Annotated in this window: 16 protein-coding genes and 1 tRNA gene; 12 read left to right on the forward strand and 5 right to left on the reverse strand. The window is 58.4% G+C overall.

Features of this window, described 5'->3' with window-relative positions; genetic code table 11:
• Positions 1 to 3 precede the first annotated feature (3 nt).
• Positions 4 to 1161: a dTDP-4-amino-4,6-dideoxygalactose transaminase gene (gene rffA / locus GC131_00465; GenBank protein MBI1272546.1), complete on the reverse strand. Its 1158-nt coding sequence runs from the start codon at positions 1159 to 1161 to the stop codon at positions 4 to 6.
• A gap of 217 nt (positions 1162 to 1378) precedes the next feature.
• On the opposite strand from rffA, the gene GC131_00470 reads away from it, so the two are divergent.
• Positions 1379 to 2338 (forward strand): SPFH/Band 7/PHB domain protein, encoded by a 960-nt coding sequence (locus GC131_00470; protein ID MBI1272547.1) that lies wholly within the window; start codon positions 1379 to 1381, stop codon positions 2336 to 2338.
• A 9-nt stretch (positions 2339 to 2347) separates the two neighbouring features.
• On the forward strand, positions 2348 to 2785 hold the full coding sequence (locus GC131_00475; protein ID MBI1272548.1) for an NfeD family protein: 438 nt from the start codon (positions 2348 to 2350) through the stop codon (positions 2783 to 2785).
• Positions 2786 to 2790: 5 nt separating this feature from the next.
• Here the strand turns inward: GC131_00475 and GC131_00480 are convergent, their stop codons facing one another.
• The gene (locus GC131_00480) at positions 2791 to 3453 is read right to left on the reverse strand and encodes an rRNA methyltransferase (protein ID MBI1272549.1); all 663 of its coding nucleotides are present in this window, start codon (positions 3451 to 3453) and stop codon (positions 2791 to 2793) included.
• 41 nt (positions 3454 to 3494) lie between these two features.
• Positions 3495 to 4469 (reverse strand): Ppx/GppA family phosphatase, encoded by a 975-nt coding sequence (locus GC131_00485; GenBank protein ID MBI1272550.1) that lies wholly within the window; start codon positions 4467 to 4469, stop codon positions 3495 to 3497.
• Positions 4470 to 4638: 169 nt separating this feature from the next.
• Here GC131_00485 and GC131_00490 point away from each other — a divergent pair.
• The 10 genes from GC131_00490 (at position 4639) to GC131_00535 (ending at position 11991) form a co-directional block, all read left to right on the forward strand.
• A tRNA-Gln gene (locus tag GC131_00490) sits at positions 4639 to 4712 on the forward strand.
• Between the two features lie 12 nt (positions 4713 to 4724).
• Entirely contained in the window at positions 4725 to 6002 is a 1278-nt protein-coding gene (locus tag GC131_00495) for a glycosyltransferase (protein ID MBI1272551.1), read from the forward strand.
• 95 nt (positions 6003 to 6097) lie between these two features.
• Positions 6098 to 6526 (forward strand): PqqD family peptide modification chaperone, encoded by a 429-nt coding sequence (locus GC131_00500; GenBank protein MBI1272552.1) that lies wholly within the window; start codon positions 6098 to 6100, stop codon positions 6524 to 6526.
• A 2-nt stretch (positions 6527 to 6528) separates the two neighbouring features.
• Positions 6529 to 7614, forward strand: coding sequence for a serine kinase (locus GC131_00505; protein ID MBI1272553.1), 1086 nt, complete (start codon positions 6529 to 6531; stop codon positions 7612 to 7614).
• Positions 7611 to 8345: a glycosyltransferase gene (locus GC131_00510; protein MBI1272554.1), complete on the forward strand. Its 735-nt coding sequence runs from the start codon at positions 7611 to 7613 to the stop codon at positions 8343 to 8345. The genes GC131_00505 and GC131_00510 overlap by 4 nt, the downstream gene beginning before the upstream one ends.
• A 3-nt stretch (positions 8346 to 8348) precedes the next feature.
• Entirely contained in the window at positions 8349 to 9047 is a 699-nt protein-coding gene (locus tag GC131_00515) for a glycosyltransferase (GenBank protein ID MBI1272555.1), read from the forward strand.
• Entirely contained in the window at positions 9041 to 9988 is a 948-nt protein-coding gene (locus GC131_00520) for a hypothetical protein (protein ID MBI1272556.1), read from the forward strand. Before GC131_00515 ends, GC131_00520 begins: the two co-directional genes overlap by 7 nt.
• Before the next feature lie 95 nt (positions 9989 to 10083).
• The gene (locus GC131_00525) at positions 10084 to 11472 is read left to right on the forward strand and encodes a hypothetical protein (protein ID MBI1272557.1); all 1389 of its coding nucleotides are present in this window, start codon (positions 10084 to 10086) and stop codon (positions 11470 to 11472) included.
• On the forward strand, positions 11459 to 11653 hold the full coding sequence (locus GC131_00530; GenBank protein MBI1272558.1) for a YnbE family lipoprotein: 195 nt from the start codon (positions 11459 to 11461) through the stop codon (positions 11651 to 11653). Before GC131_00525 ends, GC131_00530 begins: the two co-directional genes overlap by 14 nt.
• A gap of 8 nt (positions 11654 to 11661) precedes the next feature.
• Positions 11662 to 11991, forward strand: coding sequence for a DUF1318 domain-containing protein (locus GC131_00535; GenBank protein MBI1272559.1), 330 nt, complete (start codon positions 11662 to 11664; stop codon positions 11989 to 11991).
• A 9-nt stretch (positions 11992 to 12000) separates the two neighbouring features.
• Here the strand turns inward: GC131_00535 and GC131_00540 are convergent, their stop codons facing one another.
• Positions 12001 to 13803 carry a glycoside hydrolase family 15 protein gene (locus GC131_00540; protein MBI1272560.1) on the reverse strand — a complete coding sequence of 601 codons (1803 nt, stop codon included), beginning with the start codon at positions 13801 to 13803 and terminating at the stop codon, positions 12001 to 12003.
• Positions 13804 to 13863: 60 nt separating this feature from the next.
• Positions 13864 to 15534, reverse strand: coding sequence for a redoxin domain-containing protein (locus GC131_00545; protein MBI1272561.1), 1671 nt, complete (start codon positions 15532 to 15534; stop codon positions 13864 to 13866).
• Between the last annotated feature and the right edge of the window lie 31 nt (positions 15535 to 15565).

Here is a 15565-nt window from a genome sequence, read left to right on the forward strand (position 1 = left end):
CGGTCAACCGGCGGTTTTGACGCTGAATTTCTTGGCAAGGCCGATCACGGCATCAATGCCCTCTTCGCTCAGGCCATGATACATCGGCAGACGCACAAGCCTATCGACGATATCCTCGGTCACCGGGCACGGCGCCGATATATTGGCGAAACGTTTGCCATATTCCGACGTATTGAGCGCGTGGTAATGAAAGACCGGATGGATGCTTTCCTTCTTCATCATTTCGATAAATGCGCTGCGGGCTTCCAGTGACGGCATCAGCATATAGAAAAGATGGTAGCTCGGCTCGCATTCGGGCGGGACGGTGGGAAGCTTGATATCCTGCTCGCTCGCCCATTCCAGCAGCCCGTTGTTATATGCGTTCCAGATATCGCGCCGCTTGGCTTGTATCGCCTTGCGCGATTCAAGCTGCGCCCACAGAAAGGCCGCAAGCAGATCGGCCATCGTGTAGTTCGAACCGATATCGACCCATGTGTATTTATCAACCTCGCCGCGCAGGAAGCGGTCACGGTTCGTACCCTTGGTGCGGATCACTTCGGCCCGCGGCACCAGGCTCATATCGTTGATCAGCAGTGCGCCGCCTTCGCCGCAGCTGATGTTCTTGGTTTCATGGAAGCTTTGCGTCGCCATCACGCCAAAGGTGCCGAGCGTCTTGCCCTTGTAGCGGGCGAACAGGCCGTGGGCGTTATCTTCGACCACAGGAATGTTGTGGCGCGCGGCAATTTCGCAGATCGCTCCCATTTCCGCGCCAATGCCGGCATAATGCACCACCACGATCGCCTTGGTGCTTGGCCGGATCAGACTTTCCAGCTTGCTTTCATCGAGATTAAGCGTATCGGGCCGGATATCCGCGAACACAATGTTGGCACCGCGTATGGCGAAGGCGTTTGCCGTGGAAACGAAAGTGAAGGAAGGAACGATCACTTCGTCCCCCGGGCCTATATTGAGCAACAGGCCGGAAAGTTCCAGCGCATGGGTGCAGGACGTTGTGAGCAGAACATGTCCCGCGCCGGTTTCCTGTTTCAGCAGCTCTTCACATTTTTCCGTGAACGGGCCATTGCCGGCGACATGCTTGTTTTCGATCGCTTCGCGAATGTAATCGAGCTCGTGCCCGATCAGCGGCGTTTTGTTAAACGGTATTTTGAAGTTCGCAAAGACCATGGGCGCGCCTTGAGAAGCTGCAGAAAGGCAATGACAGTGATACTGTCAGCCTAGGTAAGAGATGTTAAGAATTAATCAAGATTTTCCAATAGTGTTTTTCCTATAAACCGCAACCAAATCGCTCCGGAGCTGGGTTTTTGCATATTTGCAACAAAGTTGCCTGCGGGGCGCGCCGATGTTAGCTTGCCGGCATTGTCAATATGACCGGGAGCCCGCCATGGCCTTCATGATTTTTGTGATTACACTGCTGATTTTCGCCGTTCTTCTTGTTGCTTTGACGGTCAAGACCGTGCCGCAGGGCTATCAGTACACAATCGAACGTTTCGGACGCTTTACAACCAGCCTGACGCCGGGTTTGCACTTCATCGTGCCAATTATCGATATTGTGGGCAAGAAAATCAACATGATGGAACAGGTGCTTGACGTTCCTTCACAGGAAGCGATTACACGCGACAACGCGATGGTGACGATCGACGGAGTCGTGTTCTTCCAGATTCTGGATGCAGCCAAGGCAGCCTATGAGGTCACAACGCTTGAGATCGCCATCCTGAACCTGACCATGACCAACCTGCGCACCGTCATCGGGAGTATGGATCTCGACGAACTGCTCTCCCAGCGCAACAAGATCAACGTCCAGCTTTTGCATGTGGTGGACGAAGCGACCACCCCCTGGGGCGTCAAGATCACCCGTATCGAGATCAGGGATATCCAGCCCCCGGATGACATGCTGCACAGCATGGCCCGCGTGATGACGGCAGAGCGCGAACGCCGCGCCGTGGTGACCGAGGCGGAAGGTATCCGCGAAGCCGCGATCAAGAAAGCCGAGGGCCAGAAGCAAGCCGCGATCCTTGAAGCCGAAGGCCGCCGCGAAGCCGCATACCGCGATGCCGAGGGGCGCGAGCGCAGCGCCGAGGCGGAAGCCAAGGCAACGCAGGTGGTTTCGCAGGCCATCGCCAGCGGCGACGTGAACGCGATCAACTATTTCGTCGCGCAGCAATATATGGGCGCGTTGAAAAGCTTCGCGGCATCGCCGAACCAAAAGCTGGTTTTCATGCCGCTGGAATCTTCAAGCGTCATCGGCGCGCTTGGCGGCATTGCCGAGCTGGCCAAGGATGCGATAAGCCAGAACGCAACCGCGAGCGCGGCCAAGCGTTCGTCCGTCCCCCCGTCAAGATAGGGCTCGCCCATGTTTGAAGAAATTGTGTTCTGGCACTGGTTCGGGGTTGCGGCCGTGCTGATGGCCATGGAAATGCTGGCGCCCGGGGCTTTTCTGCTTTGGATCGGCATTGCTTCCGCAATTACCGGGGTTGTGCTTTTGGCGCTGCCCGAACTGAGCCTGCAATGGCAGCTGCTTGCTTTCAGCGTTCTTGCCGTGCTTGCCGTTGTGCTTTCCCGCAAATTCATCAAGCGCAGCGATAGCGGCACGACCGACCCGGCGTTGAACCAGCGCACCATGCGCTATGTAGGGCAGACGGTGACGCTGGAAACCGCGATCGAGGGCGGCAGGGGCCGCGCGACGGTGGGCGATAGCAGCTGGATTGTCAGCGGGCCTGATCTGCCCATAGGCAGCAAGGTGAAGATCGTCGGCAGCGACGGCGCCGTGCTGCGCGTCGAAAAGGCGTAAGCGCCTTACCTTTTCCTGTAGCCCTGCGCGACCAAATAGGTTTCAGCCGATTCCTTGCGGCTTGACGGGGGTTTGACGTATTTGACCGTGCGGAAATCCCGCCGCAACTGCTGCTGCAATTCCTTTTCCGCTCCGCCCAAAAACAATTTGCACACAAACGTACCGCCGGGCGCAAGCACATCGCGCGCGAATTCATAGGCCGCTTCGGCCAGCAACATGATGCGGATGTGGTCCGTGCCGCTGTGGCCCGTAGTCCCCGCCGCCATATCGCTCAGCACCAGATCGGCCGGACCTTCAAGCGCATCCATGAGCCGTTGCGGCGAATCTTCCGCCATAAAATCCGCTTCGAACAAAATGACATCCGGCAACGGATCCATCGGCAGGATATCGAGCGCAACCAGACGGCCGCGCGCGCCGATTTTCGCCGACACCACCTGCGACCATCCGCCCGGCGCGGCACCAAGATCGACCACGCGCATGCCCGGCCGCAAAAGCCTGTGCTTTTCATCAAGCTGCAATATCTTCCACGCCGCGCGCGAACGATACCCTTCGCGCTTCGCCGCCGTGACATACGGGTCATTCAGCTGCCGCTGTAACCAGCGCTGCGAGGAAGGCTTGTGGCTGCGGGCGTTTTTCAGCCGCGTCGCTTCCTGCCGCAAATGCGGCATCGCGGTTTTGCGCGGTTTCTTGCCGCCGGATTTCTTCGATGTCATGGCCGGCCAATCTGTTGCAAAAGATCGGTCAGCATGCCTTCGCGCAGGCCGCGGTCCCCCACCCGGAATTCGGGGATCGGCCAGACATCGAAGATTGCCTGCAAAATGGCGCAGCCCGCGACCATCAGATCCGACCGCTCCTGCCCGATGCTCGGAATGCCGGCACGGCCCGCCAGATCAAGCACGCGCAACTTGTCGATCATCGCGCGCGCGTCCGAAGCCAGCATCGTGCTGCCGTCGATCAAAGAACGTTGATAGCGCACCATGTTGCGATGCGCCGCCGCCAGCGTGGTGATGGTGCCCGAACAGCCCGCCAGCTGCACCTTGCGGTCGCGGATCATGGTGTTGATGCCGTGCTCGTTATCGAATTCGCGCAAAATGCCGCGCACCAGGTTGGTCATGGCGCGGTAATCCTCGTCGCTCACGCGGTCTTGCCCGAATTGCTCGGTCAGGTTCACGACGCCATAGGGCACCGATATGTGATTGATCAGCGCCGGGCGGCCATCGGGCTCCATACGCAGCCAGATGATTTCGGTCGAACCGCCGCCGATATCAAAGATAAGCCCATGTGGCTGCGCCGTTGTAAGCAGGGGCGTACAGCCAAGCATGGCGAGGCGCGCTTCTTCGGCTGTCGTGATGATTTCGAGCGGGATGCCGGCCTGCGTGCGCACCGCATGCATGAAATCCGTGCCGTTATCGGCGCGGCGGCAAGCTTCGGTCGCGACCGCGCGTATATGCGTGACGCGGTTGCGTTCAATTTTCTCGCGGCAGACCTTGAGCGCCTCGATCCCGCGCTGCACCGCTTCGGGGGATATGCTGCCAGTCTTGCCGAACCCTTCGCCCAGCCGCACGATGCGCGAAAAGGCATCGACCACGCGGAAACCCTGCGGCTGGCCCTGCGCGGGCTCCGCCACCAAAAGGCGGCAATTGTTGGTGCCAAGATCAATGGCGGCGAGCACGGGCGCGGGCATGGCTTATCCTTCCACGCTCTCTGGTTAACATAGACGCGGCCCCCGGCAAAAGCATTTTTACAAGTGTTTTCAAATAATTGGCATGGTTGGCAAAAGCGGCCGCTTGGGCTAGAAATGATGCCCTTGCCGCCCGGGCCCATTATGGCCGACAGGCACGGCAAAAACCTGCTGGGGGATCGTCTAACGGTAGGACCCGTGACTCTGACTCACGTTGTCTAGGTTCGAATCCTAGTCCCCCAGCCAAATTTTACAGCCATGCCCGACCCACGCATTACCATCATCATCCCCGCCTATAACCGCAGCGCCGCGCTCGCGCAGGCGCTTGATTGCGCGCTGCGCCAGACCTGCGGCGATTTCGAGCTGTTTGTGGTAGGCGATGACTGCACCGACGAAAGCGAAGCGGTTGCGACCGGGTTCAACGACCCGCGCATTCACTGGCACAATTTGCCGAAGAATTCCGGCGGACCTTCGGCGCCGCGCAATGCCGCGCTGGCACTGGCGCGCGGCGCATACATCGCCTATCTTGATCAACATGATCTGTGGCGCGCCGACCATCTTGAGACATGCCTGCGCACGGCGGAAAGCAGCGGCGCGGACATTACAGTCAGCCGCGCCATAAGCTTTGGCCCGCCTGGATCAGGCGTTATGTATGCAAGCGGCATTCTGCCGCACAGCCGCTACAGCCCCGATTTGCTGTTCCCCGCCTGTTCGTTGTTCCACAAAAAAGACCTGGTCGAGAAAATCAGCCTGTGGGCCGAAGCGCGGGTATGCCGCTTGCCGTGCGAGGGGGATTTCATCCACCGCGCGCATCTTGCAAAATGCAATTTCACGGCCACAGATGCGTTGACCGCCTTCAACTTCCCCGCCGCGTGGCGACGCAACATCTATCTGAAACCAGGCGCCGAGGAACAAAGCGCTTTCGCGGAAAAGATGCAACGCGGCGATGCCGCATGGAGCATACAGCTTGAAGAGGATTTTGGTGCGTTGCGCAGCCAGCCGGCCGGCATGCTTGCCATGCCCGATGGCTGGGCGCTTTTACCGGGCCAGACCGCGAAAACGGAAAGGCAGGGCAAAGGGCTTGGCACTATGCCGGCGAGCGAACCGTTAACGGCGCCGCGCAGCTTTACAATGGAAGAGCAAGTTTGCGTGCTTGAATGGGGCCAGATCGAACCGCACCCGCTTTACGGCACTTACCGCTGGAGCGGACCAAGCCGTACGCCAAGCATCGTACTGCCCGTAACAGTAACGAACGGCGCAAATATACGGATATTCGTGACCGGCACGCTGCACGAGGATGACATGAGCAGCATCCGCCTTAGCTGCAACGGTAAACCGGTCACGCACCGGATTGAACCCGGCGGCCCGGGCACCGCATGGCTAGTTGCCGATTGCGGCGTGGAAACACGGGGCGACAACCTCACCATCACCATACATACCCCGTGCACGAGACGGCCTTGCGATATCGGGCTCAACGCCGATACGCGGCAGCTTGGCGTTGCCGTCAACCGCATTGAGCTACAACCATCCAGCTAACCCATTGAAATATAATGGTTGTGTTTTAGCTGTTTGGCATTATATTACGTGCATATGCAAATCACTGGCAGCAAAACCGACGGAACCCATTTTCCATGTTTCTGATTATTAACGAAGCACGCATTGTCCACGATACGATTGATGGCGAGCTGGTCATGATCAATCTCGATAACGGCAACTATTACACAATGAACGAATGCGGCGCGCTGGCATGGTCGTTGCTGCAACATGGCGCCGATACACAAACCATCACGGGCAAGCTGGCGGAAGCCTATGGCAACAACGCAAGCGTGACTGAAGATGCGTTGCGGGCTTTCTTCCGGAATATTCTGGCAGAAGGGCTGGTAAGCGAAGTTGCCGCGCAAGAAGTAAAAGGCACGCCCGCATGCGCCGCGCCCGCACAGCCCTTCGCCCCGCCACAACTTTCCGTTTTCACCGATATGCAGGAGCTGCTTTTGCTCGATCCGGTGCATGAAACCAGCGAGCAGGGTTGGCCCTACACAAAGCCCGCCGCGCAAGGCTAGCCATGCCGGTTGCCATGAAGGCATGCGGCGATGTCCCTGCCCCGTTTTGCGGGGGCGAATATTTTGTGCAAGCGCGCGAAGCCTTCGGGCAAGCATGCAAGCAGGCCGGGGAAACGCGGCGCTATTTCCGCCTCGGCCTGCAAACCATGTGTCTGCATTTTGCGGGCGACGGGCTGAAAAAAACGCTGCCGCGCGCGATGGCGCATATTGAAACCGCGCAACCCGCTACGTCGCCAGACCTGACCGTGCTTTGCTGGGATAGCGCCAGCACCGGCACCGCCCTGCCCGCGCCGCCATGGCCTGCGGAAGCCTGCCTCGCAAAGGGGTATATTGAAGGGTTCAACGACAGAAATTATCATACCGTATGCCAGCCCGGCACGGGTGTGCTGAACCTGTATGACGCCGCCGCACGAACCGGGATTTACTGGGCCGCCAGCCCGGCCGCGATCCCCTATTGGGAATACAGCTTCCCGATGCGCGGCATCATCCATTGGTGGACCGAACGCAGCGCGCTGCAACTTGTACATGCGGGCGCGCTCGAGCTGCCGGGCAAGGGCGGCGCGCTTCTGGCGGGCAAAAGCGGCAGCGGTAAATCAACCACCACGCTCGCTTGCCTTGGCGGTGCGCTCCGTTTTGTTTCCGACGATTATGTGCTGACCCAACCCGGCGAACCTGCATGCGCATATGGCCCGTACAGCACCGCAAAGCTTGTGCCGGAAAATGTGGCGCGGTTTCCCCACCTTGCGGCCAAGGTCAGTAACCCGGGCAAGCTGGATGCCGAAAAGGCGCTGATATACGTGCACGACCATTTCCCCGCCCAGACCAGCGGCGGGTGCCCCATCAATGCCATCTTGCTGCCGCGCGTCACCGGCGGCGCAGCCACCACGCTTCACCCTGCAGGCGCCGGGCAGGCATTGTTTGCGCTAGCGCCCACCACGGTGCTGCACCTTGAAGGACATAGCAAACTGACGTTCGAGAAGATCAGCAATTTGGTACAAGGCATTCCTTGCTACTGGCTGGACCTCGGCACCGATCTGGCGCAAATTCCAGCCGTGATTACCCGTTTCCTGGAAAGCGGACAACCATGAAGCAGCGCCCCTATGTCAGCGTCATCGTGCCCTACTACAACGCTTCGCGCCATATCGGCGAAGCGCTGGCCAGCATACGCGCGCAGGCTTATGAACCGCTCGAGATTATTGTGGTCGATGACGCATCGGACGAAGAGCACGCCGCTTGCCCGGATCTGATCGCGCCGGACGTAACCCTGTACTGGCTGAACATCAACGGCGGCCCCGCCGCCGCGCGCAACGCCGGGCTGGACCGCGCGCAGGGCGAGCTGATCGCCTTTCTCGATGCCGATGATCTCTGGCCCGAAGGCAAGCTGGCGGCGCAAGTCGCCGCGATGCAGGCCGACCCTTCGATCGATATCGCAACCGGCAAGATCAAATATGTCTGGCTTGATGGCGCGCGCGACCCCAATTATAAATTGCCGGAAGACAACACCATCAACCATGTCAATCTCGGCGCGCTTATTGCGCGGCGCGAGGTCTTCGACCGGATCGGTTGCTTCGATGCCACCAAACGTTTCAGCGAAGACCAAGATTGGTGGCTGCGCGCCCGCGAACACGGCATGAAAGTACATATGGCCGACGAAACCACGCTGATCTACCGCCGCCATGAAGGCAACATGACCCGGCACTGCGAGGTTAAGGCCATGGGCATGCTGGAAACGCTGAAGCAATCGCTTGACCGCCGCCGCGCCAAGGCGGGCGCAGCCGGCAACCTGCCCGCCTTCAAGGCGCCGAAGAAGGCGGTGTAGCGCATGCCCAGCCAGCCTTCCATAAGCGTCGTTATCCCGAGCTACAATCAGGCTCGCTATCTTGGCGAAGCGATCGAAAGCGTGCATGCGCAAACATTGCAGCCGCACGAGATTATTGTTGTCAACGATTGTTCGACCGATAACACGCGCGAGATTCTTGCCCGCTACAGCGATGTGAAGGCCCATCATAAACCGGTAAACGAAGGGCTTGGTGCGGCGCGCAACACGGGCATCAGTCTCGCGCAGCATGAATGGATATCTTTTCTCGATTCGGATGACGTATGGCTGCCGCACAAGCTGGAAAAGCAGGTTGAGGCATTGCGCACCGCACCGGGCGCGGAAATTGCCTTCGGCCTGATCGAACAGTTCCACAGCCCTGAACTTGCACCCGAACGCAAAGCCACGCTGGCGGGGCACGGTAAGGTGCTGAGCGGCGTGAGCGGCAGCGTTATGCTGGCGCACCGCAATGTTTTCAAAAGAGCGGGTTTATTCCATAACGGGTTCAAACTTGGCGAATTCATCGACTGGTTCGCGCGCGCGCAGGAAGCCGGCATCATCCATGTCGGCGTGCCGGAAATCATAGCCCGCCGCAGATTGCACGGCGAGAATATGTCGCTGACCATGAAAAACCGCAGGCAGGAATATCTTGGCGTCCTCAAGACGGCGCTTGATCGCCGCCGCGCCGCTACAAAAGCATGCTGAAGATCGCGCCAATAAGCGGCGGATGCACGCCAAACCCTGAACAAATCACGTTCCTGAAGGCCTGCCTGTTCCCCGCGCCGCAAGCCGTAGCGGCGTGGCAGGAGTGGCAAAACGGGCGCACGCTCGATGTCATTGATGAAGCGCTTTTCCGCCAGATGCCGCTTTTGTACCGGAATTTGCATCAGGCAGGCTATGACGGGAAGGAAATGCCTTTGCTGAAAGGGGTGGCGCGGCGCAGCTGGTATTGCAATCAGATGCTTTCCCGCGCAGTCGCGCAACTTTGCGAAGCTTATGCCGCCGCCGGGGTTCGTCCGCTGTTGCTTAAAGGGTTGGCGCTTTCCCGGCTGTATTACCCCGATCCGTTCGTTCGCCATATGAGCGATTGCGACCTGCTCGTGCGCCCCGAACAGGTAGGCGATGCAATCAAAGCCATGCTGCGCCTTGGATGGAGGCCCAGCCTGCCGCTGCCGGACAATTTCATCGAAAACATGCACGGTGCGACCTTCGAAAACCCGGCCGAGCTATGCGTGGACCTTCATTGGCGCCTGATCGAGGACCGCCCGGTGCAGAATGACGACACGCAATGGGCGCGGGCGCAAAGCATCGCGATAGAAGGCATCGAGATCGGCACGCTGAGTGCAACCGATCACTTGTTGCATGTGTGCCTGCATGGCTATCGCTGGAACCCGCTGCACCCCATGCGATGGGTCGCGGATGCCTGGCATATATTGCAGCATGACCGAGCTTCCATCGACTGGAACATCCTGATTGCGGAAGCGCACAGACGCAAGATGACCTTGCGGCTGCGCAAGGCACTTGGGTTCCTGCGGCAGAAGTTCGGCGCACCCGTGCCGCTATGGGCCATGTTGCGTCTTTATGCCTTCATCCCCCGCTACGACGAGGTCCGCGCCTTCAAGGCTGCGACGCAGCACGCGGCATAAGAAACGCCGCAAATCTTATTCTTGCCAAAATGCCCGGTTATTGGGAGTAAGGTAGCAGATCTTTTAAACCAGCCCGGAAGGCCGCTCCACTGGCTATGCACCCGAACAAAACCAAGTTTCTGGCCGTTTTGCTTACCCTGCTTGCGGTAATTGTGGCCGCTGCCGCCCTGGCACCCTGGAAAACGCTGATCGAAACACGCCTGAAAGGCATGCTTGCGGCACAGGGCTTTACGAATGCGGAGCTGACGGTGGCCGGGCTTGGCCTTCGCGGCATCAAGCTTGAGAATATTTCACTCGGCGGAAATCCGCCGCTGACGCTTGGTAACGTGACGATAGGTTTTGCGCTGCCCGACCTTGTGGCGGGGCGCCTTGGCAGCCTGAACCTTGCAAACCTTTCGTTTGCGGTCGAACAGAAAAGCGATAGTTGGGTGGTTCCCGGGCTGCAGGAATGGCTGGAAAAACAGCCGGCAAGCGATGGGGCCAAAACCACGATCCCGGTAACCGCGGATGCGCTTGCCGCCATACCGCTTGATCGTGCGGCGTTAGCGGACAGCACGATCCATATCGCGGGCAGGCCGTGGCAGATGGATGTTCCGCTTAACATCGCATGGCAAAAAGCGCCCGCGCCTTCCCTGACTTACCGCGCGAACGGTCTGCATTTCGGCATGCCGGGCATAAGCGTATCTTCGGGTGATGCCGGCATTGAAACCGCGCTGGATGAACAGGCCGGGCAATGGAACGGAACATGGAAGATACAGGATGTGGCGATTGATAGCGCCGATCTGCAGATGCCGCCCTTGAACGGCAGCGGCACGATCACAGCCAAGGAAGAGCAGGTTGTGCTGAGCGGCGCGTTTGGCAGCGCGGACGGCAGCCATGCCGCCGCCTTCACGCTCGATTACGCGCTGAATAACAAGGAAAAGTCACAATTCGTCCTCACCCGCGCCAAGATGCCGTGGCAAGGTGGGGAATTGTCGGTGCAAAATGTTGTCGTACCACTCGGGATAACGCGGGCGATTAAGATCAAGCTGGATGTTCATCAGGTGCCGATCGGAATGTTTATGCAAACCTTGACGGGCGAGAAAGCCACCGCAACCGGCGCCGTTTCCGGCACGATCCCGGTTACGATCCATCCCGATGGGAACGTGACGGTTGAAAAAGGCAAACTGGAGGCGGAGGGGCCGGGCACGATCGCAATGGCGCCGGACGCCATCCCCGGCGATAATCAGCAGGTCGCGCTGGTGCGCGATATTTTACAAAATCTGCACTACACGCTTTTGTCGTTCGAGACCAGCAGCGGCCGCGATAACCGCATATCCGTTCGCATGGCGCTGGAAGGCAACAACCCGGATGTGCAGCAAGGCCGTCCGGTAAAATTGAACGTGCATTTGACCGGCGATGTGCTAGACTTCGTGCAGCAAAATATCCTGCTACTCACGGACCCCGAAAAACTCTTGCGACAGGAAGAAAATGCGAACCCTTAGCCTCTCTCTCCTGCCCGTCTTGGCCTTTATTGTGCTTGCCGCCTGCACACCGACCGTACAGGTGCAGGCGCCCGACAAACCGATCGAAATCAACCTGAACGTGAACATCGAACAGCGCGTCAAAATCGAGATTGAAAAGGACGTGAAGCAGGCTATCAGCAAGAACAAAGATATCTTCTAACGGAGGCCATGATGAAACCCCGCTTATTTGCCGCCCTTACACTCGCTTTGACGCTCGCGGCGCTTCCCGCCTTTGCGCTTGATCTGCAGCAGGCGCGCGGCGCCGGGCTGGTTGGCGAAAAGCTGGACGGCTATGTGACTGCGTTGCAGCCTTCGCCCGAGGTGAATGCGCTGGTGGCAGAAGTCAACACCAAGCGCCAGCAGGAATATGCCCGGATATCGCGGGAAAATGGCCAGCCGGCCAATATTGTCGCCAAGCTGGCGGCGGAGCAGATCATCAACAATCTGCCCGCGGGAGCGCGCTACCAGGATGCGGCAGGTAACTGGAAAACGCGCTAGAATTTTGTATTAAAGAACCGCTTCCCATGACCGCGAGAGCCTGAGCGCGGTCTGGATCAAGCCCACCATGGAATAGGTCTGGGGGAAATTGCCCCATAATTCCCCGGTATCCGGGTGGCAACCTTCGGACAACAACCCGAGATGGTTACGGCGCTCCAGTATGTGGGTAAAGACATCGCGCGCTTCTTCGGCGCGGCCCACATTATGCAACGCCTGCGCATACCACAAGCTGCATATCGTGAAAGATGTTTCTGGCGTGCCAAAATCGTCGGCATGTCTATAACGGAACAGAACATGCCCGTGCCTTAGCTGTTGCTCAACAACGGATAGGGTTTTCAGGAAACGTTCGTCATACCAGGGCAACAGGCCGATTTCCGGCAACAACAGAAGGCTGGCGTCCAGGTCATCACCGCCGAAAGTCGATGTGAAAGTCTGGCGCACCGGGTTCCAAGCACGCTCGAGGATCTGTTCCTGAATTGGCACCGCAATAGCCACCCATTTCTTCGCATCTTCAGGCCTGTTCAACTGCTGCGCAATCTTGCCAAGACGGTCACATGCCGCCCAGCACATCGCCGCCGAATAGGTGTGAACGGCCGCGCTGTTGCGGTACTCCCACAACCCGGCATCCGGCTTGTCCCACAGCGCCGCAGCATGATCGCCAAGCCCTTCAAGCAAGGTAAAGAGCTGGTGATCGTCCGCGTGATCAAGCCTTTCGTCGAAAAAGCTTTGCACCAGCGCAAGGATGATGCTGCCGTATGAATCGTTCTGCGTCTGGTGGAAAGCTTGGTTACCGAAGCGTACCGGACCGTTATCCCGGTAGCCGCGCAGATGCCCGATAATATTTTCCGGCACATCGTTCTCATAGCAAAGGCCGTAGAGCGGTTGCAGCAACTGGCCTTGCGCCATCACCACAATATTTTTCACATAGCCGATATAGCTTTCCATGGTCTTGATCGCGCTAAGCCGGTTCAACGTCTGCACAACGAAAAAGGCATCACGCAACCAGCAGAACCGGTAATCCCAGTTGCGCGAGGTGCCCGCATATTCCGGAATCGACGTGGTAAGCGCCGCCACCACACCGCCGGTTTCTTCATAGCTGCATAGTTTAAGCGTAATGGCGGCGCGCACCACCACATCCTGCCATTCAAACGGCAGAGCAAGGTTGCGGACCCAATCGCGCCAATAATAAAGGGTTTCATCAAGGAATTTTTTGCTAACGCGTGCCGGCGAATCCTGTAACGGTTCATCCGGTCCCAGGATGAGCGTCAGTTCTCCCTGCAACACAAACGGCGTTTCCTGATGGATCAGGTTTGCGTAGCCGCCCGCGGTCAGGCGCAAGGTCTGTTCGCCTGTAGCAAAGCGAATGTGATTGCTGCCAAGAACCCTGTCAGCGGCCCCGGCGCCTTTGTTGACGGCGGGCCTTAGCCGTACGGTTATCCGCGGCATGCCGCTGATACATTCCAGGCGCCGCACCAGCATGCTTGGATGAAAGATGCGCCCATAATGGCGATAGCGCGGCGCGAAATCCGTGATCTTCACGGCGCCGCCATGCTTGTCATACAGCACGGTTTCAAGAATGGCGGTGTTACGCAGATACTGTTGCTCGGAACGAACCTGATCGACAAGTTCAATGGAGAAAAATCCGTATTTATGGGCATCCGACCCCATGATCAACGAGCAAAAGGCCGGATCGGAATCGAAACGGGGGAAACAGCCCCAGACGATGTTGGCCTTTTGATCGATCAGGGCGGCGATGGCCGAGTTGCCAATGACGCCGAGGTTAAGGTTTTGTTCCGAAGGACTTGTTTGCATGCATTATTTCATACACAAAACGCGCGCGCCCGCAAGAAGTATCCCCTACTGCCAGCCTGTTCAGCCACCGAAGGTGAAGGCATAGGCCTGCAGACCCGGCGCATCCGCCTGTAATTCGAGCAGACCGTTGCCTGCCTTACCGAGATCAACAAGCTCATACAAAGATTCGTTATCCACCGCCACAATGCCGCCCGGCGCATCTTTTCCTGCCGCATCGCCAACAGGCTTGCCGTTCAGCAGAACGCGCACATTGACCGGCTTGCCGTCCGTATTTCCCATCACAAGGAATACCTTGCGGGCATAAAAATTAAACCTGAGCGCTGATCCTTCCTTTTCCGCAACGATATGTTCCGGCGTAAATCGCCACGCGCCTTCAAGCGCCCAGCCATTCAGACCAAGAAAAGACGGAAAACCGTACTGCGATGCAGCATCGCGCTTCACACCCTCCGGGCTTGCAAAATGCTCGGTCCGCAGGTGACCAAGATAGGTTTCCGGTGATTGCAGGAACGACCCGCGCGCGCCGTCATTGCCGCCCACGGGCGCCTCCGCCCGCTCGGCCCCAAGGCCAAGCAGCGCGCGGATGTTGTTTTCGGTCACGTCATACTGGCCTTCGCCGAAATGCTGGTAAACCACCCTGCCATCCTGATCGATCAGATAGTGTGCGGGCCAGTAGCGGTTGCTGAAATTGCGCCAGGTCACAAAATTGTTATCGAGCGCGACAGGATATTGAATTCCGTATTTCTCGGTTGCGTTCCTGACGTTATCCAGCTTCTTTTCGAACGCAAATTCCGGCGTATGCACGCCGATGATCACGAGGCCCTTGTCATGGTATTTCTCATGCCATTTGGTGATGTGGGGCATCGTGCGAATGCAATTGATGCAGGAATAGGTCCAGAAATCGATCAGCACGACCTTGCCGCGCAAATCGGCCAGCCGCAGCGGGTCTGAATTAACCCAGCTTTCGATCCCGCCGATTTCAGGCGCGGGATAGCTGCGCGGCAGCGCATGCTGCAAGGTTGGCGTGCTTTCCGTTTGCGGCGCTTCGCCGTTGCCGGTGGCGGCCAGCAGCGCGACATCGGCACCCGACCAGATCAGCGCCGCCATGGCGATGATAATAACGCCGAGGCCGCGCCGCAGTGCGGCGGCGTGTTTTTTGAAGAAGTTCATGTGGTTCATCGCTTTTCTCCCCATCAAGGCTATGAGCAGCATCGGTATGCCCGCGCCGAGCGCGAACATGGCAATGGTCAGAACGGCCGCCAGATCGGTTTGCGCCTGAATAATCTGCACGACCGCAACGGCCAAGATCGGCCCCGCACAAGGCGTCCAGACAAGGCCGATCAGGCTGCCAATGCCGACACCGCTCCAGAAGCCGTTGCCGCCTTGCCAGCGCGACCCGAAATTTTGCCCGAAATTCGCGAGCCCTTGCGTGGCCGCCATAAGTTTCCCGGAAAGTTTTTCCGAAAACAGCATCAGCCCAAACCCGACAAGCAGCGCGAGCGCGACATCACGCACCACCGCGCCATCAATCTCAAAGAACGCGAACAATTGCCGCGCCAGCAGCGCGAACAACGTAAAGGATAGAATAAAGCCAGCAATGATGCCGAGCGGTCGCGCCTTCCCGCCATCGAGCGAGGAAGCCAGCACGATAGGCAACACCGGCAGAATACAGGGCGAGATAACAAGCCCGATCCCTTCGAGCAACGCGAGCTGAGCCAGATATAATGTTTCCATGCGGTTTTTCCCTTGCCCTGTATTCAGTTAT

Source organism: Alphaproteobacteria bacterium, from assembly GCA_016124955.1.
GTDB lineage: Bacteria > Pseudomonadota > Alphaproteobacteria > UBA9219 > RFNS01 > RI-461.